The organism is Calidithermus roseus (assembly GCF_003574095.1).
GTDB classification, from domain to species: Bacteria; Deinococcota; Deinococci; order Deinococcales; family Thermaceae; genus Calidithermus; species Calidithermus roseus.
In genome coordinates, this window is record NZ_QWLA01000064.1 from 1 (window position 1) to 21294 (window position 21294).

A 21294-nucleotide genomic window follows, 5' to 3' on the forward strand; every position below is an offset into this window, starting at 1 on the left:
GCCGGGTGGGTGGGGGTGAGGTTGAGGGTGATGCCCACCTGGGCTCCCGGAACCGCCGCCCGCAGGGCCTCCGTCGCCAGGCCGTGCGAGAGCAGCAGGTGGTGAGCGGCCTGCAGGGAGAGGGCGAGGTCCTGGCGACCGGGGGCGTGCACACCGATGCCATAGCCCAAAAAGGCCGAGCACCACGGCTCGTTGAGGGTGATCCAGTGCTTGAGCCGGTCGCCCAGGCGCTGCCCCACCACGGCGGCGTACTCGGCCAGGGCATAGGCGGTGTCGCGCTGGGGCCAGCCGCCCGTGTCCTCGAGGGCCTGCGGCAGGTCCCAGTGGTAGAGGGTGGCCCAGGGAGTGATCCCGGCCTCGAGCAGCGCGTCCACCAGCCGCTCGTAGAAGTCGAGCCCCGCCGGATTGACGGCCCCGCGGCCCTGGGGCAGCACGCGGGGCCAGGCGACGGAGAAGCGGTAGGCGTTCACGCCCAGCTCCCGCATCAGGGCGATGTCCTCGCGGTAGCGGTGGTAGTGGTCGCAGGCGGTGTCGCCGGTGTCGCCGTTGCGGACCTTACCGGGGGTGTGGCTGAAGGTGTCCCAGATGCTGGGGGCGCGACCATCCTCCCTCACTGCCCCCTCGATCTGGTAGGCGGCGGTGGCGGTGCCCCAAACAAAGTCGGTGGGAAAGTCGTCGCGTTGAATGCTCATAGTGCTGTCCTCGTTGGCAAAGCCGGGGTGAAAGGGCTCAAGGGGTGCCTCCCAGAGCCCGCAGCAGGGCCTCATACGCCGGTTTGGGCCGGTAGAGCGGGTCGAAGATCAGGGGTTCGGCGGCAGCCCGCCAGGAGTGGGCGTCGGTGAAGCCCCACAGCGTCACGGCGGTACAACCGCGGACCGCGCGGCAGGCCGCCAGTACCTCGGCGTAGACCCTGGCCTGGGCCTCGAGCCGCTCCTCCCTCGAGCCCGCCCCCTTTAGCTGCACGTCCAGCTCGGTGATGTGCACCTCGAGGCCCAAGTCGGCGAAGCGCTGCAGGTTCTCCCGCATGCGCGCTTGCTGGGGGGAGAAGGTGCTGTCGAGGTGGGCCTGGAAGCCCACGCCGTCGATGGGCACGCCCTTGGCCTTGAGCGCTTTGAGCAGGGCGTAGATCTCGTCCGACTTGGCGCCCATGCCGTCGGCGCCGTAGTCGTTGTAAAAGAGCTTAGCCTGGGGGTCGGCGGCGCGGGCGAAGCGGAAGGCGTGCTCGAGGTAGTCGGGGCCCACGGCCCGCAGGAAGGGGGTCTCGCGTAGGCCCCCGCGGTCACTCACCGCCTCGTTGACCACGTCCCAGTAGGCCACCTGGCCGCGGAAGTGCCCGGCCACCGCCTGGATGTGCTCTTGCATCACCGCCAGCATGGCCTCGCGGGAGAAGGTGCCGCCGCGCACCCACGCGGGCAGTTGCTCGTGCCAGATGAGGGTGTGGCCGCGCAAGCGCTGGCCGTGCTGGCGGGCAAAGCGCACCAGGGCGTCGGCGCCGGTGAAGCTGTACTGCCCTCGCTCGTTGCTCAGCGAGGCCCACTTCATGGCGTTCTCGGCCACCACCAGGTTGAACTCGCGGGCGAGGAGTCGGGCGTAGTCGGGCTCGAGGGGGTCGTACAGCGCCGCCAGGTCCACCGCAGCCCCCACCAGCAGCCCCTGGCGCTCGGCCAGTGCGCGCAGGGACTGGGGGGAAGGGGTCTGAGCCAGGGTCAGCGCCGCCAGCCCCACGCCGAGCCAGTAGGCGCTAACTCTTGAGCGCACCGGAGGTCAGTCCTTCCATGAGCTGGCGGGCGGCGAAGACGAAGAGCAAGAGTAGCGGGGCCACCAACAGCGCGGTTCCCGCCATGATCGCGCCCCACTCTACGTCGGTCGCTCCCTGCAGGGTGCGCAGCACCACCGGTAGGGTCTGAGTTTCCTGGCTGCGCATGATCACCGCCACGTCGGCGAAGCGGTTCCAGGAGCCGATGAAGGTGATCAGGCCCAGGGTGCCCAGCACCGGGCGCACCAGCGGCAGCACGATGCGCCAGTAGATGCCGAACTCGCTGCACCCGTCGATGCGGGCGGCGTCTACGAGGTCGCGGGGGATGGCCGAGGCGATGTACTGCCGCATCATGAAGATGCCGATGGCCCCGGCCATGCCCGGCAGCCACAGCGCCTTGGGGGTGTCGATCCAGTCGAAGAGGTGGAGTCGCCCCAGGAAGGTCCCGGCGAAGGCGTTGGCCAGGGGGTCCATGGCCCGGTCGAGCTGGGTCATGACCAGGTAAAAGGGGATGAGGTTGAGGATGGCCGGGATCAGCAGCGTGGCCTGCACGAGGGCGAAGAGCTGGTTGCGCCAGCGGAACTCGTACATGGCGAAGGCGTACCCGGCCAGGCTGCAGAAGAACAGGTTGCACAGCGTGACCACCAACGCCAGGTAGACGTTGTTCCAGTAGGCCCGCCAGAAGGGGATCTTCTGCAAGAGGATCTGGTAGTTGGTGCCCAGGTCGCCGCCGAACCACAAGGGGGGCGGGGAGCCGAAGATCTCCGAGCGCTCGTGGGTGGCGAAGACGAACATGAAGTAGAAGGGGGCCACCGTCGCCAGCCCCCCCAGCAGCAGCAGCCCGTAGCCTCCCAGGCGGGCCAGGCTGCCGCCGAGGTTACGGCGGGCGGTGGGTTTGGGCGCTTGCACCGCCATGCCTCAGTCCCCCCTTCCCTGGGCCGCGCGCCCGAAGGCCAGGTTGTTGATGATGGTCAGCACGGCGATGAAGGCGAACAGCAGCCAGGCGATAGAGGCCGCCGTGCCCATCTCGAGCCACTCAAAAGCGGTGCGGAACATGTACATCGCCACGGTCTGGCCGCCTTGCGTCGCCGAACTCGCCCCGCCGTTGAGCAGCACGAAGGGTTCCTCGAAGAGCTGCATGTTGCCGATGATGGTGAGCGAGACCGCGAAGAACATCATGGGGCGCAGCAGCGGCAGCGTCACGAAGCGAAACTGCTGCCAGCGCGTGGCTCCGTCCACCGAGGCCGCCTCGTAGAGCTCGCGGGGGATGGCCTGGATGGCCGAGAGGTAGAGCAGGGTGTTCCAGCCGGTGTACTTCCAGATCACCACCAGCGCGATCCCCCACTTGATGGTGGAGTTGAGGAACCAGTTGATGTTCTCGTCCGGCAAAAACCAGCCGAAGAGCGGCAGGGTGTTGAGGTAGGCCAGGGTCTGGTTGATCACGCCCTTCTGCGTCGAGAACAGCGTGTTGAAGATCAGGGCAATCGCCACGGTGGAGGTGATGTAGGGCAGGAAGTACACCGCGCTGGTGAAGGTCTTGAAGCGGCTCAGGCCCATGTGGATGACGAAGGCCAGCGGGATCGCCAGCAGGTGCTGCGGCAACCCCGAGACCACGCCCAGCCACACCGTGTTGTACATCGCCCGCCAGAACATGGGGTCGGTGAGGGTGAAGCTGTAGTTCTCCAGGCCCACGAACTTCCAGTGGCCCCAGCCGTCGGTCTGCGACCACGACTGGAAGGACATGTACAGCGAGAACAGCGTGGGATAGAGTCCAAAAACCAGAAACAGGATGAAGAAGGGGCTGACGAAGACATAAGGGGCCCAGCGGCGCTGCAGGTTGCTCCAGCGCATCTGCCGGCTGACGGCCCTGGGAGGGGCGGTGCTGCTGCGTTGCACTCAGACGCTCCTTTCGCTACAGCGCTGTAGGGGTTTCAGGCATGGCCCACACCGAACCCGAGGAGTCCGGTGTGGGCTCGAGTCCTCCCGCGACCGGCAGCGCTAGCGCATACGGCGCTCGATGAGGGCCTTGGCCTCGGCCAGCGCAGCCTTGATGTCCTTGCCCTCGTCCAGCACCTGCGACAGCGCGGTGCTGATGATCTCGTTGGCGATGCGGTCGTACTTGTTGGCCTCCACCGGCTTGATCTTGCGGGCGGCTTCGCGCCACAGCACGCGGGCTTTCTGGCCGCCCAGGAAGTCCACGCCCTCCTCGAACACCGGGTCGGTCTGCGCCGAAAGCAACGCTGGGAAGGCCCCGATAGCCTTGAAGGCGGCGATCTGCGAGGCGCGGTTGGTGGTGAGGTACTTGATCAGCGTCCAGGCCTCGGCTTTGTTCTTCGAGGCGCTGGGAATACCGTAGAAGCTACCGCCCCACGAGCCATACAGCCCCTCGGGGAGTTGCTGCACGCGCCACAGGCCCTTGGTCTCGGGGGCCATCCAGTTCTGCAGGTGCCCTTGCAACCAGGCGCCGGAGAACTGCGTGGCGACGGTGCCCTTCTTGAAGCCGTCGTACCACTCGTTGGTCCAGGCTCCGATCTTGGCGTCGAGCCCGGCGTCGCGGATTTGCTTGGCCAGCTCGAAGGCCCGCACGAAGCGAGGGCTGTCCACGATGACCTTGCCGCTTTTATCGAAGTAGTAGCCCTCGCCCGCGCCTACGCTGGCGAAAATGTTGATCCAGGCCACGTCGGCGGCATTGGCGATGAGGAAGATGTTCTTGTCCATGGCCTTGATCTTCTTGCCCGCCTCGATGTACCCGTTCCAGGTCATCATGCTCGAGGGGTTGACCCCGGCCTTGTCGAGGATGTCCTTGCGGTAGTAGAAGGTGCCCGGTCCGATGTCGACGGGCATGGCGATGAAGCGGCCATCGGCGCTGGTGGCCTGGGCGATGGTGTAGGGCGTGAAGAGTTTCTTGTACAAGTCGGCGTTGTAGGGGGGCTTGTTGAGGTCTTCGAAGCCCTGCCCTTCGGCAAAGCGGCCCACGAAGCCGATTTCAATGGCCTCGACGTCGTGCAGGCCTTGCCCGGTCGCCAACGCAGTGGTCAGGGCGTTGTGGTGGTCGGCGTATTGCAGCGTCACCAGCTTGACTTCGATGTTGGGATAGAGCTTGTTGAAACCGGGTAGTTGAGCCTTGATAGCGTCGTCGAGGTTGGGGAAGACCCCCACCGTGATCACTTTCTTCTGGGCCAGGACCATACCCCCCAAGGCCAGAGCGGCCAGCAACACAACTGCGATTTTCTTCATCCAACACCTCCTCACTTGACTTTCCTCAAATGCCGATTACCGGGGCTTGCAAACGCTTTCAGAACAGGATTTTCGCACCTCCTTCACCGTGATCGTGCACCGTGGGCGAGCCTCGCCTAAGGCGAGCTCCGGGGAATTCGTGGGAATGGGGCATCAGCGCACTCCCTGGCGTAGCAGGGCCGTGGACTCGCGGATGATAAGCCTGTTGGCCAGTAGGGGAAGGGTGTAGGGCCGCCCCTCGAGCTTGGCCAGGATGGCTTTGGCCGCCTCGCGGCCAAATTCCAGCGTAGGCTGGGCCACCGTGGTGAGGGGTGGGGTGGTGTAGCTTGAGATCGGCACGTCGTCGAAGCCCACCAGCGAAATCTCTCCCGGCACCTGGATGCCCCGGCGGTACAGCGCCAGGCGGGCCCCGTAGGCCATCTGGTCGTTGGAGGAGAAGATGGCCGTGAACAGGGCGCCTCGAGAGAGCAGGGCCTCGACCGCCATGAGGCCGGAGGGTTCGTGGTAGTCACCCTCGACCACCAGGCGGGGGTCGAAGTTGAGGTTGGCGTCAGTGAGAGCCCGGCGGTAGCCCTCCAGGCGCTCACGGGCATCCTGTTGGTACAGCGGCCCGGCGATGTGGGCGATGCGCCGGTGGCCCAGCTCGATGAGGTGACGGGTGGCCTCGTAAGCGCCTTGCACCTGGTCGGCGTACAGGCAGTCCCTTTCCAGCCCCGGCACCACGCGGCCAATCACCACCGTGGGCAGGTGTGCGGCCATCTCGAGCAGCTCCGCGTCGGGGAGCAGCCCTCCCATCACGATCAAGGCGTCGATCTTGCGCCCGCTGAGCACTTTGAACGCCTCGCGCTCGGTGTCGGGCCGCCAGTGGCCGCTGGCGAAGATCGGATAGTAGGGGCTGCCGTCGAGCCCCTGCTCGATGCCCTTGATCACCTCGGAGTAGTAGGGGCTGGCCACGTCCTGGGTCATCACCCCCACGCTCATGGACTTGCCCCTGGCCAGGCCCTGGGCGAAGAGGTTGGGCCGGTATCCCAGCCGCCGGATCGCTTCGTAGACCGCGCGCTCCTTCTCGGGCGCGACCCGCGCCGTGCCGTTGATGACCCTCGAGACCGTGCTCGGGGAGACTCCCGCCTCCCGCGCAACGTGGCTCAAGGTGACCGAATCAGGCACGCTATCCCTCCAGGCCGATGGCTCAGCTACAACAGTGTTAGCTGGGTCACAGTAAAGCACGCTTTGAAAGCGCTGTCAATACCTTAGAAGCAAGTGTTTTACGGATCAGACAATTTTACATACGGAACCCTTTTGTCGGCTCGGGAAGCTCTCTGATGAGCCTTAAGCTCGAGAAATTGATTACCAGAAAAGGATTCTTGCTCTGTCTTTACAAAATCGCGGCCACCGAAAAGCACAGAAAGCGTTTTCTGTAGTGGCACTCGGAGGCGATTGCCCCTACGCATTGCCAAAAGCCTCTGCCATACGATGCCGGGAAGCATGACCCCTGGCGTTTTGCGTTTGGCAATCAGCTTACACCCCATCCCGGCTCACCCACTCGAGCAGTTCCTCGGCCTCCTGGTAGTACGCATCCTTGGGGATCAGCACGATCCCGCCCCGGCTTTGAACCGGGTAGTAGGCGTGCTCGAGGCTCAAAGGCAGCCGGGCCTGATCGCTGTGGCGAAACATGGCCGGGGGATTGAGGCCGGGAAGCCATATCCAGCGCAACCGCTCGGGTAAGCCCAGGCGCACGATCAGGGCCAGACGCAGCAGGCTTCCTACTTCGTGCCGGAATCCCCTCATACCCTTCAGTGTAGCCCAGGTGACACGGCGTTCGTTACCTGGACCGTTAAGCGGTGCGTTTCAGGTGACGGCGGGCCATCCTGAGAGCCTTTCATGGGGACTGTGGCGGGGAAAAGCCCAGTGCCAGCCGATCCTTAACGCCCACTTTACGCCAAGTAGCTACACTCTGAGCAAGGCGTTGGGTCATTCCTATTAGCGGCTCGACCTCATGGAGGAGAAATGAGATCCATTTCGCGGAGTGCTGCAATCTCGATGGTTTGGATTTTAAGCAGTCTGGCTGCCGCCTTCGGCCCGGAAGATGCCCTGCAGTACAAAGACCCTCGCCTGGAACTGCTCAAGACCCAATTCGACGCCGCCCAGCAGGCTTTGCAACTCGCCCAACTGGGGATCGGGAGCAGGGCGATACCCACCTTCAGCTATGGCCAATCTCCCGACCCGTATTTTTTTGGCAGCACCATCCCATCCAACAGCTACGGGCTGCGCTTCGAGCTGGGCTGGACCCTCAACCCCAGCAGCGTCGGACAGTTGTCGCGTACCCTCGAGGACCTCCGCGAGGCTTACCTGCGCTTGCAGCGCGAGAGCACCCGCTCTGCCCTGCAGGCCCACATCCGCGTGTGGCAGCAGCAGCTCTTCCTGCGCGAGGCCGAAGCCCGGGTGGGGCTGGCTCAAGCCCGTCTCGCCGCTACCCGCGAGCGCCGCGAGGAGAACCAGGCCACCGACCTCGACGTGCAGCGGGCCGAACTCGGCCTCGAGGGCGCCCGCCTGAACCTCGAGCTCGCCCGCAGCGCCCTGAGCGACGCCCAACGCAACGCCGCCGCCTACGGCCTGAGGGGCACTGCCGAGAACCGCACCGTGCGCTTCGCCACGCCCGAGGTCGATCCCAAGACCACCCCGCGATACCTCAGCGAAGTGGCCAACCTCACCCAGGCTCAGATTGAAGCCCGCAGCGCCAGCTTCTCCTGGCTGCCCACCTTCAGGGTCGGCCTGGGGATGAGCAGCAACCGCGACGCCTTCGGCATCGGAGGCGCGCTCAGCTTCAACGAAGGGGTCCTGGGGGTAGGCACCAGCCTCGAGCTGCGCAAACCCTCCACCGACCCAAGCGCCGCCGTAGAACCCAGCTGGGGCCTCACCCTCGAAGCCGAGATCAACCTCTACGCCCTGATCTTCAACACCTCCTACGGTGCCAATGCCCGCGTGCAAAGCCAGAGCCTAATCCTGCAAACCCTCCAGGCCCAGATCGCCGCCGACCTCCAGGCCCGCCGCGAGCGCCTGGCCCTGCACGAGCGCCGCCTGGCCTTGCTCGAGCGCTCCCAGGCGCTCGAGCAAGAGTACTTGGCTCAGAGCAAGGCCCGCTACGAACGGAGCGAACTCACCGACGAGGAATACTTCGAGCGCATCGCCGACGCCCGCAGCGAGATCGACTATAGCTTTGCCTGGAGCGAGTACGTCGACGCGGTCAGCGAGTACCTCGAGCTCGCCGGACTGCCCTGGGCACTGCGGCGGTAGAACGGGAAGTTTGTAGCCGTGGAGGCAGACCTCTCCTCATCTCCTCACGGAAGTGGCCGATAGCCCATAGCCAGGGCGCCTCGAGGATCGCATCCTTTGGCCTTTGGCGTTCGAGCTTTTGCGTACGACATACAGCCCTTTGTGAAATTGCCCGTTATCTTCCCGTTGCCCACGCTACGCACCCCTCAAAGCAGTTAACGCTGCCCATCGTGGGCTGTTGGAGACGGGATTGAGCTTTCATAACGGAACTGTCACGCTGCTGCTTCTAAGCTGTAAGCTAGGTTTTTCGATTTTGGGAGGGAGAAGCGTGAAGGTAGTGATTCTCGCAGGTGGGGTGGGCAGCCGGCTCTCCGAGGAGACCGTGGTCAAGCCCAAACCCATGGTGGAGATCGGCAACATGCCGATCCTGTGGCACATCATGATGCATTACTCGCACTACGGGTACAACGAATTCATCATCGCCCTGGGTTACAAGGGGGAATACGTCAAGAAGTGGTTCGCCGACTTTGCGGCCTACTCGGGCAACATGAGCCTCGACCTGGGCCGGGGCACCGTCGAGGTGGAAAACCCCCACACCCTCGACTGGAAAGTCAGGCTGGTGGATACCGGGCTGCACACCAACACCGCAGGGCGCATCAAGCGCCTGCGCCCCTACCTCGAGGAGACCTTCTTCATGACCTTTGGCGACTCGGTCTCCACGGTCAACCTTCCCGAGTTGCTGAAGTTTCACAAAGGCCACGGCAAGCTCGCCACCCTCACCGCCGTCCACCCCCCGCCCCGCTTCGGGCAGCTCATCCTCGAGGGCAACCGGGTGGCCGACTTCAGCGAAAAGCCCCTGGAGACCGCCTGGATCAATGGCGGCTTCGCGGTGCTGGAGCCTGGGGTCTGCGACGAGTACATCGAGGGCGACGCCAGCGACCTGGCCGAGACCTGGGAGCGCCTGAGCATGGCTGGCGAACTCATGGCCTTCAAGCACGAGGGCTTCTTCCAGCCCATGGACGCCCAGCGCGACAAGGTGTACCTCGAGAAGCTGTGGGACAGTGGCCGCGCCCCCTGGAAAATCTGGGACGAGCAGGCCCGCAGCCTGGACGGGAAGGTTTTCGGGCAGGTTTAGAGGAGCATCGCGATGAAAATCCTGGTTACGGGTTACAACGGCTATATCGGCAGCGTGATGGTGCCCTTCCTGCAAAACGCCGGGCACGAGGTAGTGGGCCTGGACAGCTTCCTCTACGAGGGCTGCCACTTCAGCGAGGAACCTGCGGCCATCCCCTCGATCCGGGTGGACGTGCGGCAGGTCGAGCCCGAGCACCTCGTGGGCTTCGACGCCGTGATCGCGCTGGCCGCCCTTTCCAACGACCCGCTGGGCAACCTCAACGCCCAGACCACCTACGCCATCAACCACTACGGCGTGGTGCGCACCGCCAAGGCGGCCAAGAAGGCGGGGGTCAAGCGCTTCCTCTTCGCCAGTTCGTGCAGCCTCTACGGCGCGGGGCCGCAGGATTTCCTCGACGAGAGCGCCCCTTTCAACCCGGTCACGCCCTACGGCGAGTCCAAGATCCGCTGCGAGTTCGACCTCATCCCCCTGGCCGACGAGAACTTCAGCCCCACCTTCATGCGCTGCGCCACCGCCTACGGCTTCTCGCAGAGGCTGCGCTCGGATTTGGTGGTCAACGACCTCACCGGCCTGGCCTACCTCACCGGCCAGATCGCCATGAAGTCGGATGGCATGCCCTGGCGGCCCTTCGTGCACATCGAGGACATCTCCCGCGCCTTCCTCGCCGCCCTCGAGGCCCCCCGCGAGCGCGTGCACCTCGAAGCCCTCAACGTGGGCCAGACCAGCGAGAACTACCGCGTGCGCGAGGTGGCCCAGATGGTGGCGGAGGTGGTTCCCGGCAGCGAGGCCACCTTCTCCGACGGGGCCGAGCCCGACATCCGCAACTACCGGGTCAACTGCGACAAGATCAAGGCCGTGCTGCCCGAGTTCAAGCCGGTCTGGACGGTGCGCAAGGGCATCGAGCAGCTCTACGACGAATACCGGCGCAACCCCTCTCTCACGCTGGAAAGCTTCAAGAGCTCGCGCTTTATGCGCATCAAGCGCATCAAGGAGCTCCAGGCCGAAGGCAAGCTCGACGAGGAGCTCTACTGGAAGGAGACTGTGCAGTCTTGAGGTGGCTCGAGCCGGACCACGCTGCAACACCGAAGCTTCCGGCGGTGAGCATCACGAGGAAGAGGATTTGAGGATATCGCCGTGAGAAAAATACACCGCTGTCGCTCGTGTGGTTCGGCTCAGCTCGTGAGCTTCCTCGAGCTGGGCAACCTGCCTCAGGGGCTCATCCCCGCCCAGCACCTGGGGGTGCTCGAGGGCCGCGTGCCCATCGAGCTGGGTTTGTGCCAGCGTTGCGCTTTGGTGCAGCAGATGATCGCCACCCCCTCCCCTTCCAGCGAGCCCGAGGACTTCGCCTACTTCGGGCTGGGCAACACGCAGGACTTCCAGCAACTCGTGGAGGAGCTGCAACTGGGGGAGGAGAGCGTGGTGCTCGAGCTGGGCAACCCCCTGGCCGAGCTGCGCTCCAGGCTGCAACAGAGCACAGTGGAGGTGCGGGGGGTGGAGAGCCTGGGCCGCGACTACACCCAGCACCACCCCAAAGCCCACCTCATCCTCGCCCACAACACCCTGGCCGAGGCCCAAGAACCCGGTGGCTTCGTCGCGGCCATCGCCCTGGCGCTGCGCGAGGAGGGGGTGGTGTTCTTCGAGAGCCCCTACATCCGCTACCTCATCGAGGGGCGCGAGTTCGACACGCTGCACCCCCAGCACAAAAGCTACTTCTCGGTAATCTCGATCCAGACCCTGCTGCTGCGACATGGCCTCAGGCTCTTCCGCCTCGAGCGCCACCCCACCCGGCCAGGGCTGCTGCGCTTTTACGCCAGCAAGACCCGCCCCGCCGAGCCCTCGGTGCACCGCCACCTCGAGCTCGAGCGCCGCCTGGGCATGTCCAGCCTGGCCTTCTACCAGGAGTTCGCCTCCCGCGTGGCCTCGGCCCGTGAGGCGCTTTTGGCGCTGCTGCTGGAACTGCGGGCCAAGGGCAAGCGCATCGCCGCCTACGGTGCGAGCGCGAGAGCCGTGCTGATGCTCAACTACGTGGGATTAGGCCGCGAGGTGGTCGAGTACGTCGTCGATCCCGACCCCTTCAAGCAGGGGCTCTACGTCCCCGGCGTGCACCTGCCCGTCTTCTCGCCCGAGCATGCCCTGGTCAACCGCCCGGACTACCTGCTGATCCTGGCCTGGGACTACGCCCAGAGCATCATCGAGCAGCAAAGCGAATTCGCCCGCCTGGGTGGCAAGTTCATCGTGCCGCTGCCGCACCCGGAGATCGTGGGGCCGCTGGTGGAGGAGGCGGTGGGGGTCAATCGGTGAAGCCGGGTGCGGGTCGTACGTTCTATGCCATACGCAAAACGCAATACGCGGGATGCCTTGGCCCTCGGCCCTAGACCCTCGACAAACCACAGGCCACACGCCACGAGTCTTCCACTGACCGCTGATGGCTGAAAGCATCAAACAACGGAGCTTGCACACCATGTCCATCCCCCAACCCCAGACCAACCCCTACCCCCAGGCCAAGCCGGGGACTAAGCACTGCCGCGCTTGCGGGCACACGGAACTCGAGCCCTTCTACCGTGCGCCCCACATCCCCATCCACTGCATCCGGCTCATCGCCACGCGGGAAGAAGCCCTGGCGGTGCCCAGGGGCGACCTCGAGCTGGCCTACTGCCCCAATTGCGGCTTCATCCAGAACACCGAGTTCGACTTCGCCCTGCTCTCCTACGACGAGAACTACGAGGAGACCCAGGGCTTCTCCCCCACCTTCGGCAAGTTCGCCAAGGAGCTCGCCCGCAAGCTGGTCGAGGACTACGGCATCCGGGGCAAGAGGCTCTTGGAAATCGGCTGCGGCAAAGGGGAGTTCCTGCTCGAAGTCTGCAAGCAGGGCGGCAACACCGGCATCGGCCTGGACCCCGCCGCCGTGCCCAGCCGCCTGCCCGAGGCCCAGGGGCTCATCGAGTACGTCATCGACTGGTACGAGAACCACGCCGGGCGCACCCCCGAGGCCGAGCTGGTGATGCACCGCCACACCCTCGAGCACATCCCCGAGGTCGCCCAGTTCGTGCGGATGGTGCGCTCGCACATGCGCTCCGACGCGCTGTACTTCATGGAAGTGCCCGACGTGCGCCGCATCCTCGAGGAGTGCGCCTTCTGGGACATCTTCTACGAGCACGCCTCCTACTTCACCCAGGGCTCGCTGGGCCGCCTGCACCGCCGGGCCGGGTTCCGCGTGCTCGAGAACGTGCGGGCTTACAACGAGCAGTACATCCTGCTGTATGCCAGGCCGGGCGAGCCCAACGCGCTGCTGCCCGAGGAAGACGACCTCGAGCTGCTCAACACCCTCGTCCCGCAGTTCAAACAGGCCGTCGTGCAGGAGATCGCCCGCTGGCAGGGCCTGATCCGAAGCTGGCACGCCGAGGGCAAGAAAGTGGTGATCTGGGGCGCGGGCTCGAAGGGCGTTTCCTTCCTCACCACGCTGGGCCTGCAAGACGAGATCGAGTACGCCGTGGACATCAACCCCTACAAGCAGGGCTTCTACATGCCCGCTACGGGCCACAAGGTGGTGGGACCGGACTTCCTCGAGGCCTACCGCCCCGACGTGGTGCTCGTCATGAACCCCATCTACCTCCCCGAGATCGGCAAGATGCTGGCCGAGCGGGGCCTGCACCCCGAAATGCTTGGGGTGGGGGCGAGGTAGGAGGGAGGTCGGCTGCCAGCAGTAGGTGTCCAGGGTCAAGGGCTAAGGGATGGGGCGTCTTGCGTTTTGCGTACGACGTAGGACGTACGACGCCGGACGCCCGCCCCGCGCCCGGCGTCCGACTATCCGCGCCGGTTACTCCAGCCCCGACATCTTGCGGTTCTTGGCGATGTAACTCTGCCAGTTCTCCGGCACGTCCTCTTCGGGGTAAATGGCCGAGACCGGGCAGGCCGGCACGCAGGCTCCGCAGTCGATGCACTCGTCGGGGTGGATGTAGTACTGGTCACCGCCGTCGTAGATGCACTCGACCGGGCACACCTCGGTGCACGAGTTGTCCTTCACGCCGATGCACGGCTCGGTAATCACGTGGGGCATGGCTTCACCTCCTGGGGGATAACGGCTTGGGCTCTGGCCGAGCGGCCACCGTATGCGCCCTATTGTAAGCAAAATCGCCGGTTGTCAATACCCTTGTACCCGACACCGTCCCAGACGGCACAAGAGGCACTCGAGACCATCTCGAGAAGTAGCCCCATTCCCCATCAACTTGCCATCGAAGCCACGAGCCACTGGACCCAATCGCCCAACACGGGCATAGAAAAAGCCAAGGCACGTCAATCGCGTTGTCAAAGTGCTTTCAGGCCCACGACCCGGCGCGCTCTGGTAGGCTATAAGCCCATGGCGGTGTGCCTGACCGACGAGCAACAGGCCATCGTGGCCCACGACCACGGGCCGGCGCTGGTGTTCGCCGTGGCGGGAGCGGGCAAGACCACCGCGCTGGTGCACCGGGTCGAGCGGCTGGTGCGGCAGCGGGTCTTCGACCCCCGGCGCATCCTGCTGACCTCCTTCAGCCGCATGGCCGTGGCCGACCTCAAGCGCGCCCTCTCGGCGTGGCCGCACTGCGACGCGGTGCGCACCTCGACGCTGCACGCGCTGGGCTTGTGGGTCGTGCGGCGGGCGGCCAAGGAGGGGCTGGTCGTGTTGAAGGACGAGCCGCTGGGCGAGGGGCAGGAGCGCGCGCTGCTGGCCAAGACCCTGCGGCGGGCGCGCGAACTGCGGGTGGACTACGCCGACGAGCTCGAGACCCTCGACCTCGAGGACTTCCTGAGCTACGTGGGGGCCTGCAAGGGCAACCTGCACTACGCCGACCTCGAGGCCGCCGCCCTTCCGCCTTCAGCCCGGCAGGTGGCCCGGCAGGCCCAGGCCCCGGCGGGGCTCGAGTGGTACTTAGACCTCTACCGCCTCTACGAACAGGTGCGGCAGGAGGAGGGCGCGCTGACCTACGACGACCTGCTGCTGGTGGGCTGGGAGCTGCTGGTGCGGCACGAGGGGCTGGCCCAGGCCATGGCCAAAGGCTTCCAGGCGGTGCTGGTGGACGAGTTCCAGGACGTGAACCTGGCTCAGTCGGAGATCCTCGACCTTCTCACCCCCGAGCGCAACTACATGGTGGTGGGCGACGACGACCAGACCATCTACGAGTGGCGCGGGGCCAGCCCGCGCTTCATCCTCGAGTTCGAGCGGCGCTACGGGGCGAAGAAGTACCTCATCCGCGACAGCTTCCGCTGCTCGGCAGCGCAGGTGGCCTTGGCCGGGCGTCTCATCGCCCACAACCGCCAGCGCGAACCCAAGCGCCTGAGCCTGACCCGCGGCTTCGAAGGGCAGGTCTTCGTCCACAACCCCCAGAGCATCCCCGACCAGGCCCGCGAAATCGTGGGGGAGATCGCCGAAGCCCTGCGGCGCGGGATGCGCCTGGGCGACATCGCCATCCTGGTGCGGCTCTACGCCCAGACGCCCTACATCGAGCAAGCCCTCATCGAAGCGCAGATCCCCTACCGCGTGGTGGGCAGCCCGCCTTTCTACCGCCGCCCCGAGATCGAGACCCTGCTGGCCTACCTCGAGCTCGGGCGGCTCGAGCTCACCCCCAACCCCGACCCAGGCCGCCTGGCCCAGGCTTGGGGCCTGGCCTACAACCGCCCCACCCGCTACCTGAGCCGCACCCTGGCCGAGGCCATCCGCAAGCGGGCCACGGCCCAGCGCCTTCCCCTGAGCCGGGCCCTGCGGCAGGCCGCCCTCGAGGTCGAACCCCGTCTGAGCGAGCGGCTGGAGGAGCTGGCCGGACTGCTCGAATGGCTGGGTCAGGTCCAGGAGCAACGGGCAGCGGGGGTGCTGGCCGCCCTGGACGCGCGGCTGGAGTACAGCCGCTACCTGCGGGCCCACAGCGGCTTTCCCGAGGTGGGCGAGGGCAAGGCCGCCAGTGTGAAGGCCTTCCTGGACTATGCCCGTGACAAAGGCAGCGTGCGGGAGTTGCGCGAGCACCTCGAATACCTGGCCGACCTGCAACTGGGCCACGAGGAGGAGGCCGAGGCCATCACCCTGATGACGGTGTTCCGGGCCAAGGGGCTCGAGTGGCCCTTGGTCTTCCTCCCCGACTGCACCGAGGGCACTTTCCCCTACGGCGGCAACCCCAACACCGAGGAGGAGCGCCGCCTGTTCTACGTCGCCCTCACGCGCAGCAAGGGCCACACCCACCTCTACGTGCCCCTCTCCGGCACGCCCTCGCGCTTTTTGCGCGAGGCAGAGGCCCAGCCCACCCTGCAAACCGTCGAGCGGCTGGGGGAAGCGCTGTTCAAGCCCGCCAAGGCCCTCTCCAGCCTCGAGACGCTCACGCTGGCCCGCGACCTGGGTGCTTTGGGCCTGGAGCGCTACCTCTATCGGTGGTGGCCGGCCCCGCCCGAGCAGGCCCGCGCCGTGGCCCAGAAGGTGCTGCGGCTGTTCGCGGCAGCGGAGCGGGAGGGCTGGCTCGAGGCCCTGGGCCTCTCCCCCGCCCAGCGCGAGGTCTGGGAAGCGCTGGGACCGCTGGAGACCCCGCCCGACCCCCAGGAATTCCGCGACCTGGCCCAGTTCCTGCCCCGCGCCACCGTCGTGGCCTCTCTCGAGAACGTGCGCCCCGGCCAGAAGGTGCGCCACCCCCAGTTCGGGCTGGGCACGGTGGTCCGCCTGGAGGACGGAGTGGCGATGGTGGCTTTTGGCGACGGGCTGCGGCGGCTGGCCCTGCGCTACGCGCGGCTCGAGGTCCTCGGGGGATAGCAGTTTTAGGAAGGGCGGGCGTGGGAACCCGTCCCCCCCGAAGTCGGCCACAGCCGATGGCCGATAGCCAAGGTGCGTCTGAGGGTATGGGTCAAGAACTACACCCCTTTGGCGTAAGACGTAGGACACCCCGGCGCTTAGCACGGCTTCTAGCGGCTATTGATCCTCGCCTCTAGCTCGAGCAGCTTTCGCTTTCGCTCCAGGCCCCAGCGGTAGCCCGTGAGCTTGCCGTCGCTGCCGATGACCCGGTGGCAGGGTACGACCAGCGGGAGTGGGTTGGCCCCGCAGGCCCGCGCCACCGCCCGCACAGCCTTGGGGTCGCCCAGCGCCCTGGCGAGCTCGCCGTAGGTGCGGGTCTGGCCGGGGGGGATCGCCCGCAGGGCTTCCCACACCCGTAGCTGGAAGGCGGTGCCACGCAGGTTGAGGGGAAGCTCGAGCGAGGAGAGCTGCCCGCAGAGGTGCTCGAAGATGGGCTGCACGAACTCGCTGAGCTGACCGGGCTCGAGCTCGGCCTTGAGGCGCTGCACCACCGCCCTGTACGCTGGCACCTCCCTGGGGCGGCAGCGCAGGCAGGCCCGGTAGCCGGCAGCCTCGGCGGCCTCGGGAGTGTCGAAGAAGCTCACGTTTTCCGGCCTGGGCCGCCGGGCCGGGCAGTAGATACCGGTGCTGCGCACCGCCACCACGAAGCAGCCATCGGCCTCGCGCTCGCGCCGGGCGAAAGCTGCCCAGCGCTCGGCTTGGGTGGGGTCGTCCAGGGTCAGGCTCATGGCATCAGCCTAGGACCAAAGCCAGCCGCGGGCTATCCGAAGCTTGCGGTCAAACCTTCCCCAACAGAACCTCGCGTTGTCAGATAACCTTGTTTTAGCCCGCCCATGTGACTAAACTGCGGCTGCCATGGACAGCGCGCACCGCGGTCTGCTCGAGCTCCTGCGCCGGCTCGTCAACGCAGTGAGCGTCGATGAGTTCTTCCAGCAGGCCCTGCAGGGAGCCCTCGAGCTCATCCCCTGCGCCGACGCGGGCAGCATCGTGGTGCGGGGAAGGGACGGCTACCGCTACGCCGCTCTGGCCGGGTTCGATCCCCGGCTGGTACAGGATGTCCGCTTCTCCCTCGAGCAGACCCTCGCCTGGTACGGCGGCAGCCTGCAGCAGGCCCTGCAGGCTCGCCCTCGGGTCCACCGCGTCGAGCACCACCCCTCCGGGCTGAAGCGGCTCGAGGCCGCCATGAAGGGTTTCCGCTGGACGCTGGTGGTGCCCATCCCTCTGGCGAGGGAGATCGAGGCCATGCTCAGCCTCGACCGCAGGAACCCCGAACCCTTCCCCCCAGAATCCCTCGAGCTGGCCGAGGAGTTGGGCAAGAGCCTGGAGGTGGTGCTGCGCTCCCTGCGCGACCAGGAGCGCATCCGCGAGCGGCTTCAGCGCGAGGAGGCCTTCTCGAGAGTGCTGGCCTCACTCGCCACCTTTAAGGACGCCGAGGCCCTGTGGGCCTCCCTGCCGCAGCTCATCGCCGAGCTGATGCCCCTCGAGCAGGCCTCCGCGCTCCGCCGCGAGGGCGAGGTGCTGCGGGTGGTGGGCAGTCTCAGCCCAGACCTTCCCCTTGGCTACCTCATCCCCCAAGGGGTGGGGATGTCCTGGCAGGCCATCGAACGCCGCCAGGTGGAGTTCGCCCCCCTCTCCGATCCCCGCGTGCACCTGGTCGGTGTGCCCGACCCGGAGGGCTACCACGCCGCCTTCGTGCCCCTCTTCGACGCACAGGGCGAGGCGCTGGGGGCGCTGGCTTTCTACGGCGAGCGGGCCTTCGCCCCCGAGGACACCGCGCTGCTGGGGGTGCTGGCGCAGGGGGTGGGCAGCGTCCTCTCCAGGCTCGAGGCCCAGGCCGCCCAGGCCCGTCAACTGCTGCGGCTGGAAGCCCTGGCCAAGGCTACCCAGGCCCTTGGCCCGGCCCACACCGTCGAGGAGGTTTGCCAGCGCACCGTGGAGGAGGCCCTGCGCCAGACCCACGCGGTCTCCGCCTTGCTCAGCCGCCTGAACCTGGCCGATGAGAGCCTGGAGGTGGTCGCGGCGGCTGGCCGCGCCGCCGAGCGAGCGGTGGGGATGCGCTTTTACAACGGCCAGGGGCTGGCGTGGAGGGTCTACCGCAACAGGGCACCCCTCTTTATCGCCGACGTTTCCCAGGTGGCAGGCGCACAGTTCGCCTCCGGCAGGCGCAGCGTCGGGGCCTACCTTGGGGTCCCCCTCTCCGACCCGGAAGGGCAGTTTATCGGGGTGCTCTCGGTCGATACAGCCGGAGAGAGCGACTCGGCCAATCCAGGGCGCATCATCCCGGAGGACCGCTACATCCTCGAGGCGCTGGCCCAGGTGGCGGGGGTGGCTATCTCGAGGCTCTCGGCCCTCGAGCAGGCCCAGCGCCGGGCCGAGGACTACGAAGCGCTGGTGCAGATGTCCGCCGACCTCGAAACCCTCACCGATCCCCTCGAGGTCGCCCAGCGGGCCCTGAAAACCATGCTCGCCCTCAGCGGCATGGAGGCTGGCGGGCTCTACATGCTCCAGGACGACCCACAAAGCCAATCGCCGCCATATTTCTGGCCGGTGGTGAGCCTGGGAAGCTACCCGCCAAAGCTACTGGAGCTCTACCGCCGCTTCCCCATTGGCCCCAAAGACGGGATGCTGGGCCGGGTCTGGCAGGAGGGGCGCACCCTGTACGTGCGGGACTACCAAAGCCTTCCCGAAGCCCTGCCGAACTACCTGGAAGTGGGCTTCCGCTCCATGATCATCACCCCCGTGCGCCGGAAAGGCGAGCCCTATGGGCTGCTGGCCCTGGGCAGCTTCAGCCGGGTGGTGAGCCTCGAGCCCAACGCCAGGCGGCTGCTCGAGGCCGTTGCGCGCCGGCTGGAGCGGGCTTTGGAGCGGGCGACCCACCTCGAGGAGATCACCCGCACCCGTGAGGCGGCCCTGCGCGCGCTGGGCCTGGGGCTGGAACTGCGCGACCTCGAGACCAAGGGCCACACCGACCGGGTGGTGGCCCTTAGCCAGGCCCTGGGGGAACGTCTGGGCTTTGCCGACCTGGAGGGCTTGCGACTGGGAGCCTACCTGCACGACCTGGGCAAGCTGGCAGTCCCCGACGAGGTTCTGCAGAAGGCCGGGCAGCTCAGCACGGGAGAGTGGCGCATCATGAAAGCCCACCCCGAGATCGGCTACGAGATGCTGCGGGGGCTTTCCTTCCTGCCGGAGGCAGCCCTCAACGTGGTGCGCTACCACCACGAGCGCTGGGACGGCTCGGGATACCCGCTGGGTCTGCGCGGGAGCGAGATCCCGCTCGAGGCCCGCATCTTCGCCGTGGTGGACGTCTACGACGCCCTCTCCCACGCCCGGCCCTACAAGGAAGCCTGGGAGCCTCGAGCCGTGCGCTCGGAGCTCGAGGCCCAGGCCGGCAAGACCCTCGACCCTGAGGTGGTGCGGGTCTTCCTCGACCTACTGGCCTAATTCACCCCTTTTGAGCCAAAGCCGATTATGGTATGGGGCGTGCAAGTGCTGCGCGTGGCCCTGCCCCTGCCGCTGGAGCCCATGAGCTACCTGCCCCCGCACACCCCGGAGGGGGAGGCCCTGGGGCGGCGGGTGGTGGTGCCCTGGCGCGGCGAGTTGCGGGTGGGGGTGGTGGTGGGCCTCGAGGACGGCGCTCACAAGGGCTTCGCCCTGCGCCACGCGGTGGCCTACCTCGAGCCCTACCCCTGGCTCAGGCCCCAAGACATCCACTTTCTCGAGCAGGCCGCCCAGGAGCTCTTTGCCCCCTTGGGCACCGTGCTGAGCGACCTGCTGCCCTTCCTCGAGTCCCCCCTCAAGCACCGCCTGCGCCTGCTCCCCGGTGCCGCCACCAGCGTGCTGCCCAGCGGCCTGGAGAGCCTGGCGGAGGGCTGGCAGGAGGGTCGGGGCTTCGACCCCAAGCTGCTGGACTACCTGCGCGAGGGCGGGGTGCTCGAGGAGCTCGTCGAGGAGCAGCGTCCCTCGCGGCAAATCCTGCTCCCCCTCAAGGCCCCCGACGGCAGTCTCAGCGCCAAGGGCCGCCTGGCCCTGGAGACCCTGCACGCCCTGGGCCAGGCCGAGAGCATGGCCGCGCTGGCCCAGCAGGCCGGGGTGAGCGCAGGCGTGGTCAGGACCCTGGTGGACAAAGGCTACGCCGCCTTCCAGGAGTTGCCGCTCGAGTTGCCCAGCGTCGAGGGGCGCGCCCTCGAGCCCCTGCCCCTGCCCCCCGAAGCCCAGCGCATCAGCGGGGGGCGCTGGCTCCTGCGCCTGCGCGCCCTGAGTGCCCTGGTGGGCCAGGGGCCCGCCCTGGTGCTCTTTCCCGAGGTGGCCCAGCTCAAGCGCTGCCTGCCGCACTTTCCCCAGGCCCTCCCCTTCCACGGCGAACTCTCGCCCGAGCTGCGCCGCCAGATCTTCCACCAGATCGCCGCTGAGGGGTTGGGGGCCTTCAAGGCGGTCTTCTCCACCTACCAGGGCCTGCTGCTCCCCTTCAGCCCCCACCGCATCGTGGTGGTGGAGGAGGGCAACGACGCCTACAAGCTCTCGGCGGGCTCGAGGGCCTTCATCCCCTACCTGGCCGAGTTGCGGGCCAGGCGGGCGGGCATCCCCTACACCACCGTCTCGCTGGTGAGCAGCCTCGAGTCCGAGTGGGAGCTGCGTCAGGGGCACGAGCTGCCCCTCCAGCCCCCCCGCCTTCACCTGCTCGACATGCGGCGGGAGTGGGGCTGGCCCATCTCGGGAGCGGCGGTCAACCTGTTGCAGCAGGTGGCCGAGAAGAAGCGCCAGGCAGTGGTGCTGGTGGCCCGGCGGGGCTACAGCGCCCTGCTGCGCTGCAAGCACTGCGACTGGAAGGCCATGTGCCCCGACTGCGCCCTGCCTCTGCGCCTGCACCGGGCCGGGCGGGCAGGCCGCCTGCTTTGCCACCAGTGCGGCCACGAGGAAAAGGCTCCCCCGCTGTGCCCGCAGTGCGGCTCGGAAGTCTTCGAGCCCAGGGGGCATGGGGCTCCAGCAGGTACAGCAGGCTGCCCTCCAGGCCCCGCAGCGCGGGCAGGGGTTGCTCCGGCAGCACGGCGGGGGCCGCGCGGTAGGCCTCGGCCCTGGCCAAAGCCGGTT

The 21294-nt window shown here is 67.0% G+C and carries 17 protein-coding genes; 8 read left to right on the plus strand and 9 right to left on the minus strand.

Translation table 11 applies throughout. The annotated features are described in order from the left end of the window. The 7 genes from Mrose_RS14055 to Mrose_RS14085 form a co-directional block, all read right to left on the minus strand. Window positions 1-692: family 1 glycosylhydrolase (locus Mrose_RS14055; protein WP_182482833.1), on the minus strand; the 692-nt coding region annotated here is incomplete at its 3' end. Window positions 693-729: 37 nt separating this feature from the next. Next, a complete protein-coding gene (locus Mrose_RS14060) occupies window positions 730-1758 on the minus strand; it encodes an endo-1,4-beta-xylanase (protein ID WP_245969939.1) in 1029 nt (342 codons plus the stop codon). Further along, entirely contained in the window at window positions 1742-2671 is a 930-nt protein-coding gene (locus tag Mrose_RS14065; protein WP_119279294.1) for a carbohydrate ABC transporter permease, read from the minus strand. Before Mrose_RS14065 ends, Mrose_RS14060 begins: the two co-directional genes overlap by 17 nt. Before the next feature lie 3 nt (window positions 2672-2674). Continuing rightward, window positions 2675-3652, minus strand: coding sequence for a carbohydrate ABC transporter permease (locus Mrose_RS14070; protein WP_245969942.1), 978 nt, complete (start codon window positions 3650-3652; stop codon window positions 2675-2677). Between the two features lie 102 nt (window positions 3653-3754). Continuing rightward, window positions 3755-4993 (minus strand): ABC transporter substrate-binding protein, encoded by a 1239-nt coding sequence (locus Mrose_RS14075; RefSeq protein WP_119279296.1) that lies wholly within the window; start codon window positions 4991-4993, stop codon window positions 3755-3757. Window positions 4994-5146: 153 nt separating this feature from the next. Further along, a complete protein-coding gene (locus tag Mrose_RS14080) occupies window positions 5147-6160 on the minus strand; it encodes a LacI family DNA-binding transcriptional regulator (RefSeq protein ID WP_119279298.1) in 1014 nt (337 codons plus the stop codon). Window positions 6161-6511: 351 nt separating this feature from the next. Next, window positions 6512-6781, minus strand: a complete 270-nt coding sequence (locus Mrose_RS14085) for a hypothetical protein (RefSeq protein ID WP_119279300.1) — start codon at window positions 6779-6781, stop codon at window positions 6512-6514. Between the two features lie 252 nt (window positions 6782-7033). Here Mrose_RS14085 and Mrose_RS14090 point away from each other — a divergent pair, with 252 nt between their 5' ends. The 5 genes from Mrose_RS14090 to Mrose_RS14110 all read left to right on the plus strand — a co-directional run bounded on the left by Mrose_RS14090 (window position 7034) and on the right by Mrose_RS14110 (window position 13083). Further along, window positions 7034-8287 (plus strand): TolC family protein, encoded by a 1254-nt coding sequence (locus Mrose_RS14090; RefSeq protein ID WP_182482834.1) that lies wholly within the window; start codon window positions 7034-7036, stop codon window positions 8285-8287. A gap of 307 nt (window positions 8288-8594) precedes the next feature. Continuing rightward, a complete protein-coding gene (rfbF, locus tag Mrose_RS14095; RefSeq protein ID WP_119279304.1) occupies window positions 8595-9401 on the plus strand; it encodes a glucose-1-phosphate cytidylyltransferase in 807 nt (268 codons plus the stop codon). Between the two features lie 12 nt (window positions 9402-9413). After that, on the plus strand, window positions 9414-10454 hold the full coding sequence (locus Mrose_RS14100) for an NAD-dependent epimerase/dehydratase family protein (RefSeq protein ID WP_119279305.1): 1041 nt from the start codon (window positions 9414-9416) through the stop codon (window positions 10452-10454). Window positions 10455-10535: 81 nt separating this feature from the next. Next, window positions 10536-11702 (plus strand): methyltransferase C-terminal domain-containing protein, encoded by a 1167-nt coding sequence (locus tag Mrose_RS14105; RefSeq protein ID WP_119279307.1) that lies wholly within the window; start codon window positions 10536-10538, stop codon window positions 11700-11702. Between the two features lie 124 nt (window positions 11703-11826). Continuing rightward, complete coding sequence (locus Mrose_RS14110; protein ID WP_119279309.1) at window positions 11827-13083, plus strand: class I SAM-dependent methyltransferase; 1257 nt, start codon at window positions 11827-11829, stop codon at window positions 13081-13083. A gap of 135 nt (window positions 13084-13218) precedes the next feature. Here Mrose_RS14110 and Mrose_RS14115 read toward each other — a convergent pair whose 3' ends face one another. Further along, window positions 13219-13458: a ferredoxin gene (locus Mrose_RS14115; RefSeq protein WP_027891593.1), complete on the minus strand. Its 240-nt coding sequence runs from the start codon at window positions 13456-13458 to the stop codon at window positions 13219-13221. 300 nt (window positions 13459-13758) lie between these two features. On the opposite strand from Mrose_RS14115, the gene Mrose_RS14120 reads away from it, so the two are divergent. Next, the gene (locus tag Mrose_RS14120; RefSeq protein ID WP_119279311.1) at window positions 13759-16167 is read left to right on the plus strand and encodes an ATP-dependent helicase; all 2409 of its coding nucleotides are present in this window, start codon (window positions 13759-13761) and stop codon (window positions 16165-16167) included. Window positions 16168-16316: 149 nt separating this feature from the next. Here Mrose_RS14120 and Mrose_RS14125 read toward each other — a convergent pair whose 3' ends face one another. Then, on the minus strand, window positions 16317-16934 hold the full coding sequence (locus Mrose_RS14125; protein WP_119279313.1) for a methylated-DNA--[protein]-cysteine S-methyltransferase: 618 nt from the start codon (window positions 16932-16934) through the stop codon (window positions 16317-16319). A gap of 127 nt (window positions 16935-17061) precedes the next feature. Here Mrose_RS14125 and Mrose_RS19730 point away from each other — a divergent pair, with 127 nt between their 5' ends. Continuing rightward, entirely contained in the window at window positions 17062-19647 is a 2586-nt protein-coding gene (locus tag Mrose_RS19730; protein ID WP_119279315.1) for a GAF domain-containing protein, read from the plus strand. Between the two features lie 39 nt (window positions 19648-19686). Further along, window positions 19687-21294 (plus strand): primosomal protein N' family DNA-binding protein (locus Mrose_RS14135; RefSeq protein WP_245969944.1); only part of this gene is annotated, 1608 nt, incomplete at its 3' end.

Excerpts from the sequence above, each read along its gene's own strand:
- Mrose_RS14065 (WP_119279294.1), bottom strand. The coding sequence starts at position 2,671 with ATGGCGGTGCAAGCGCCCAAACCCACCGCCCGCCGTAACCTCGGCGGC.
- Mrose_RS14075 (WP_119279296.1), bottom strand. The coding sequence starts at position 4,993 with ATGAAGAAAATCGCAGTTGTGTTGCTGGCCGCTCTGGCCTTGGGGGGT.
- Mrose_RS14085 (WP_119279300.1), bottom strand. The coding sequence starts at position 6,781 with ATGAGGGGATTCCGGCACGAAGTAGGAAGCCTGCTGCGTCTGGCCCTG.
- Mrose_RS14090 (WP_182482834.1), top strand. The coding sequence starts at position 7,034 with ATGGTTTGGATTTTAAGCAGTCTGGCTGCCGCCTTCGGCCCGGAAGAT.
- Mrose_RS14100 (WP_119279305.1), top strand. The coding sequence starts at position 9,414 with ATGAAAATCCTGGTTACGGGTTACAACGGCTATATCGGCAGCGTGATG.
- Mrose_RS14110 (WP_119279309.1), top strand. The coding sequence starts at position 11,827 with ATGGCTGAAAGCATCAAACAACGGAGCTTGCACACCATGTCCATCCCC.
- Mrose_RS14115 (WP_027891593.1), bottom strand. The coding sequence starts at position 13,458 with ATGCCCCACGTGATTACCGAGCCGTGCATCGGCGTGAAGGACAACTCG.
- Mrose_RS14120 (WP_119279311.1), top strand. The coding sequence starts at position 13,759 with ATGGCGGTGTGCCTGACCGACGAGCAACAGGCCATCGTGGCCCACGAC.
- Mrose_RS14125 (WP_119279313.1), bottom strand. The coding sequence starts at position 16,934 with ATGAGCCTGACCCTGGACGACCCCACCCAAGCCGAGCGCTGGGCAGCT.
- Mrose_RS19730 (WP_119279315.1), top strand. The coding sequence starts at position 17,062 with ATGGACAGCGCGCACCGCGGTCTGCTCGAGCTCCTGCGCCGGCTCGTC.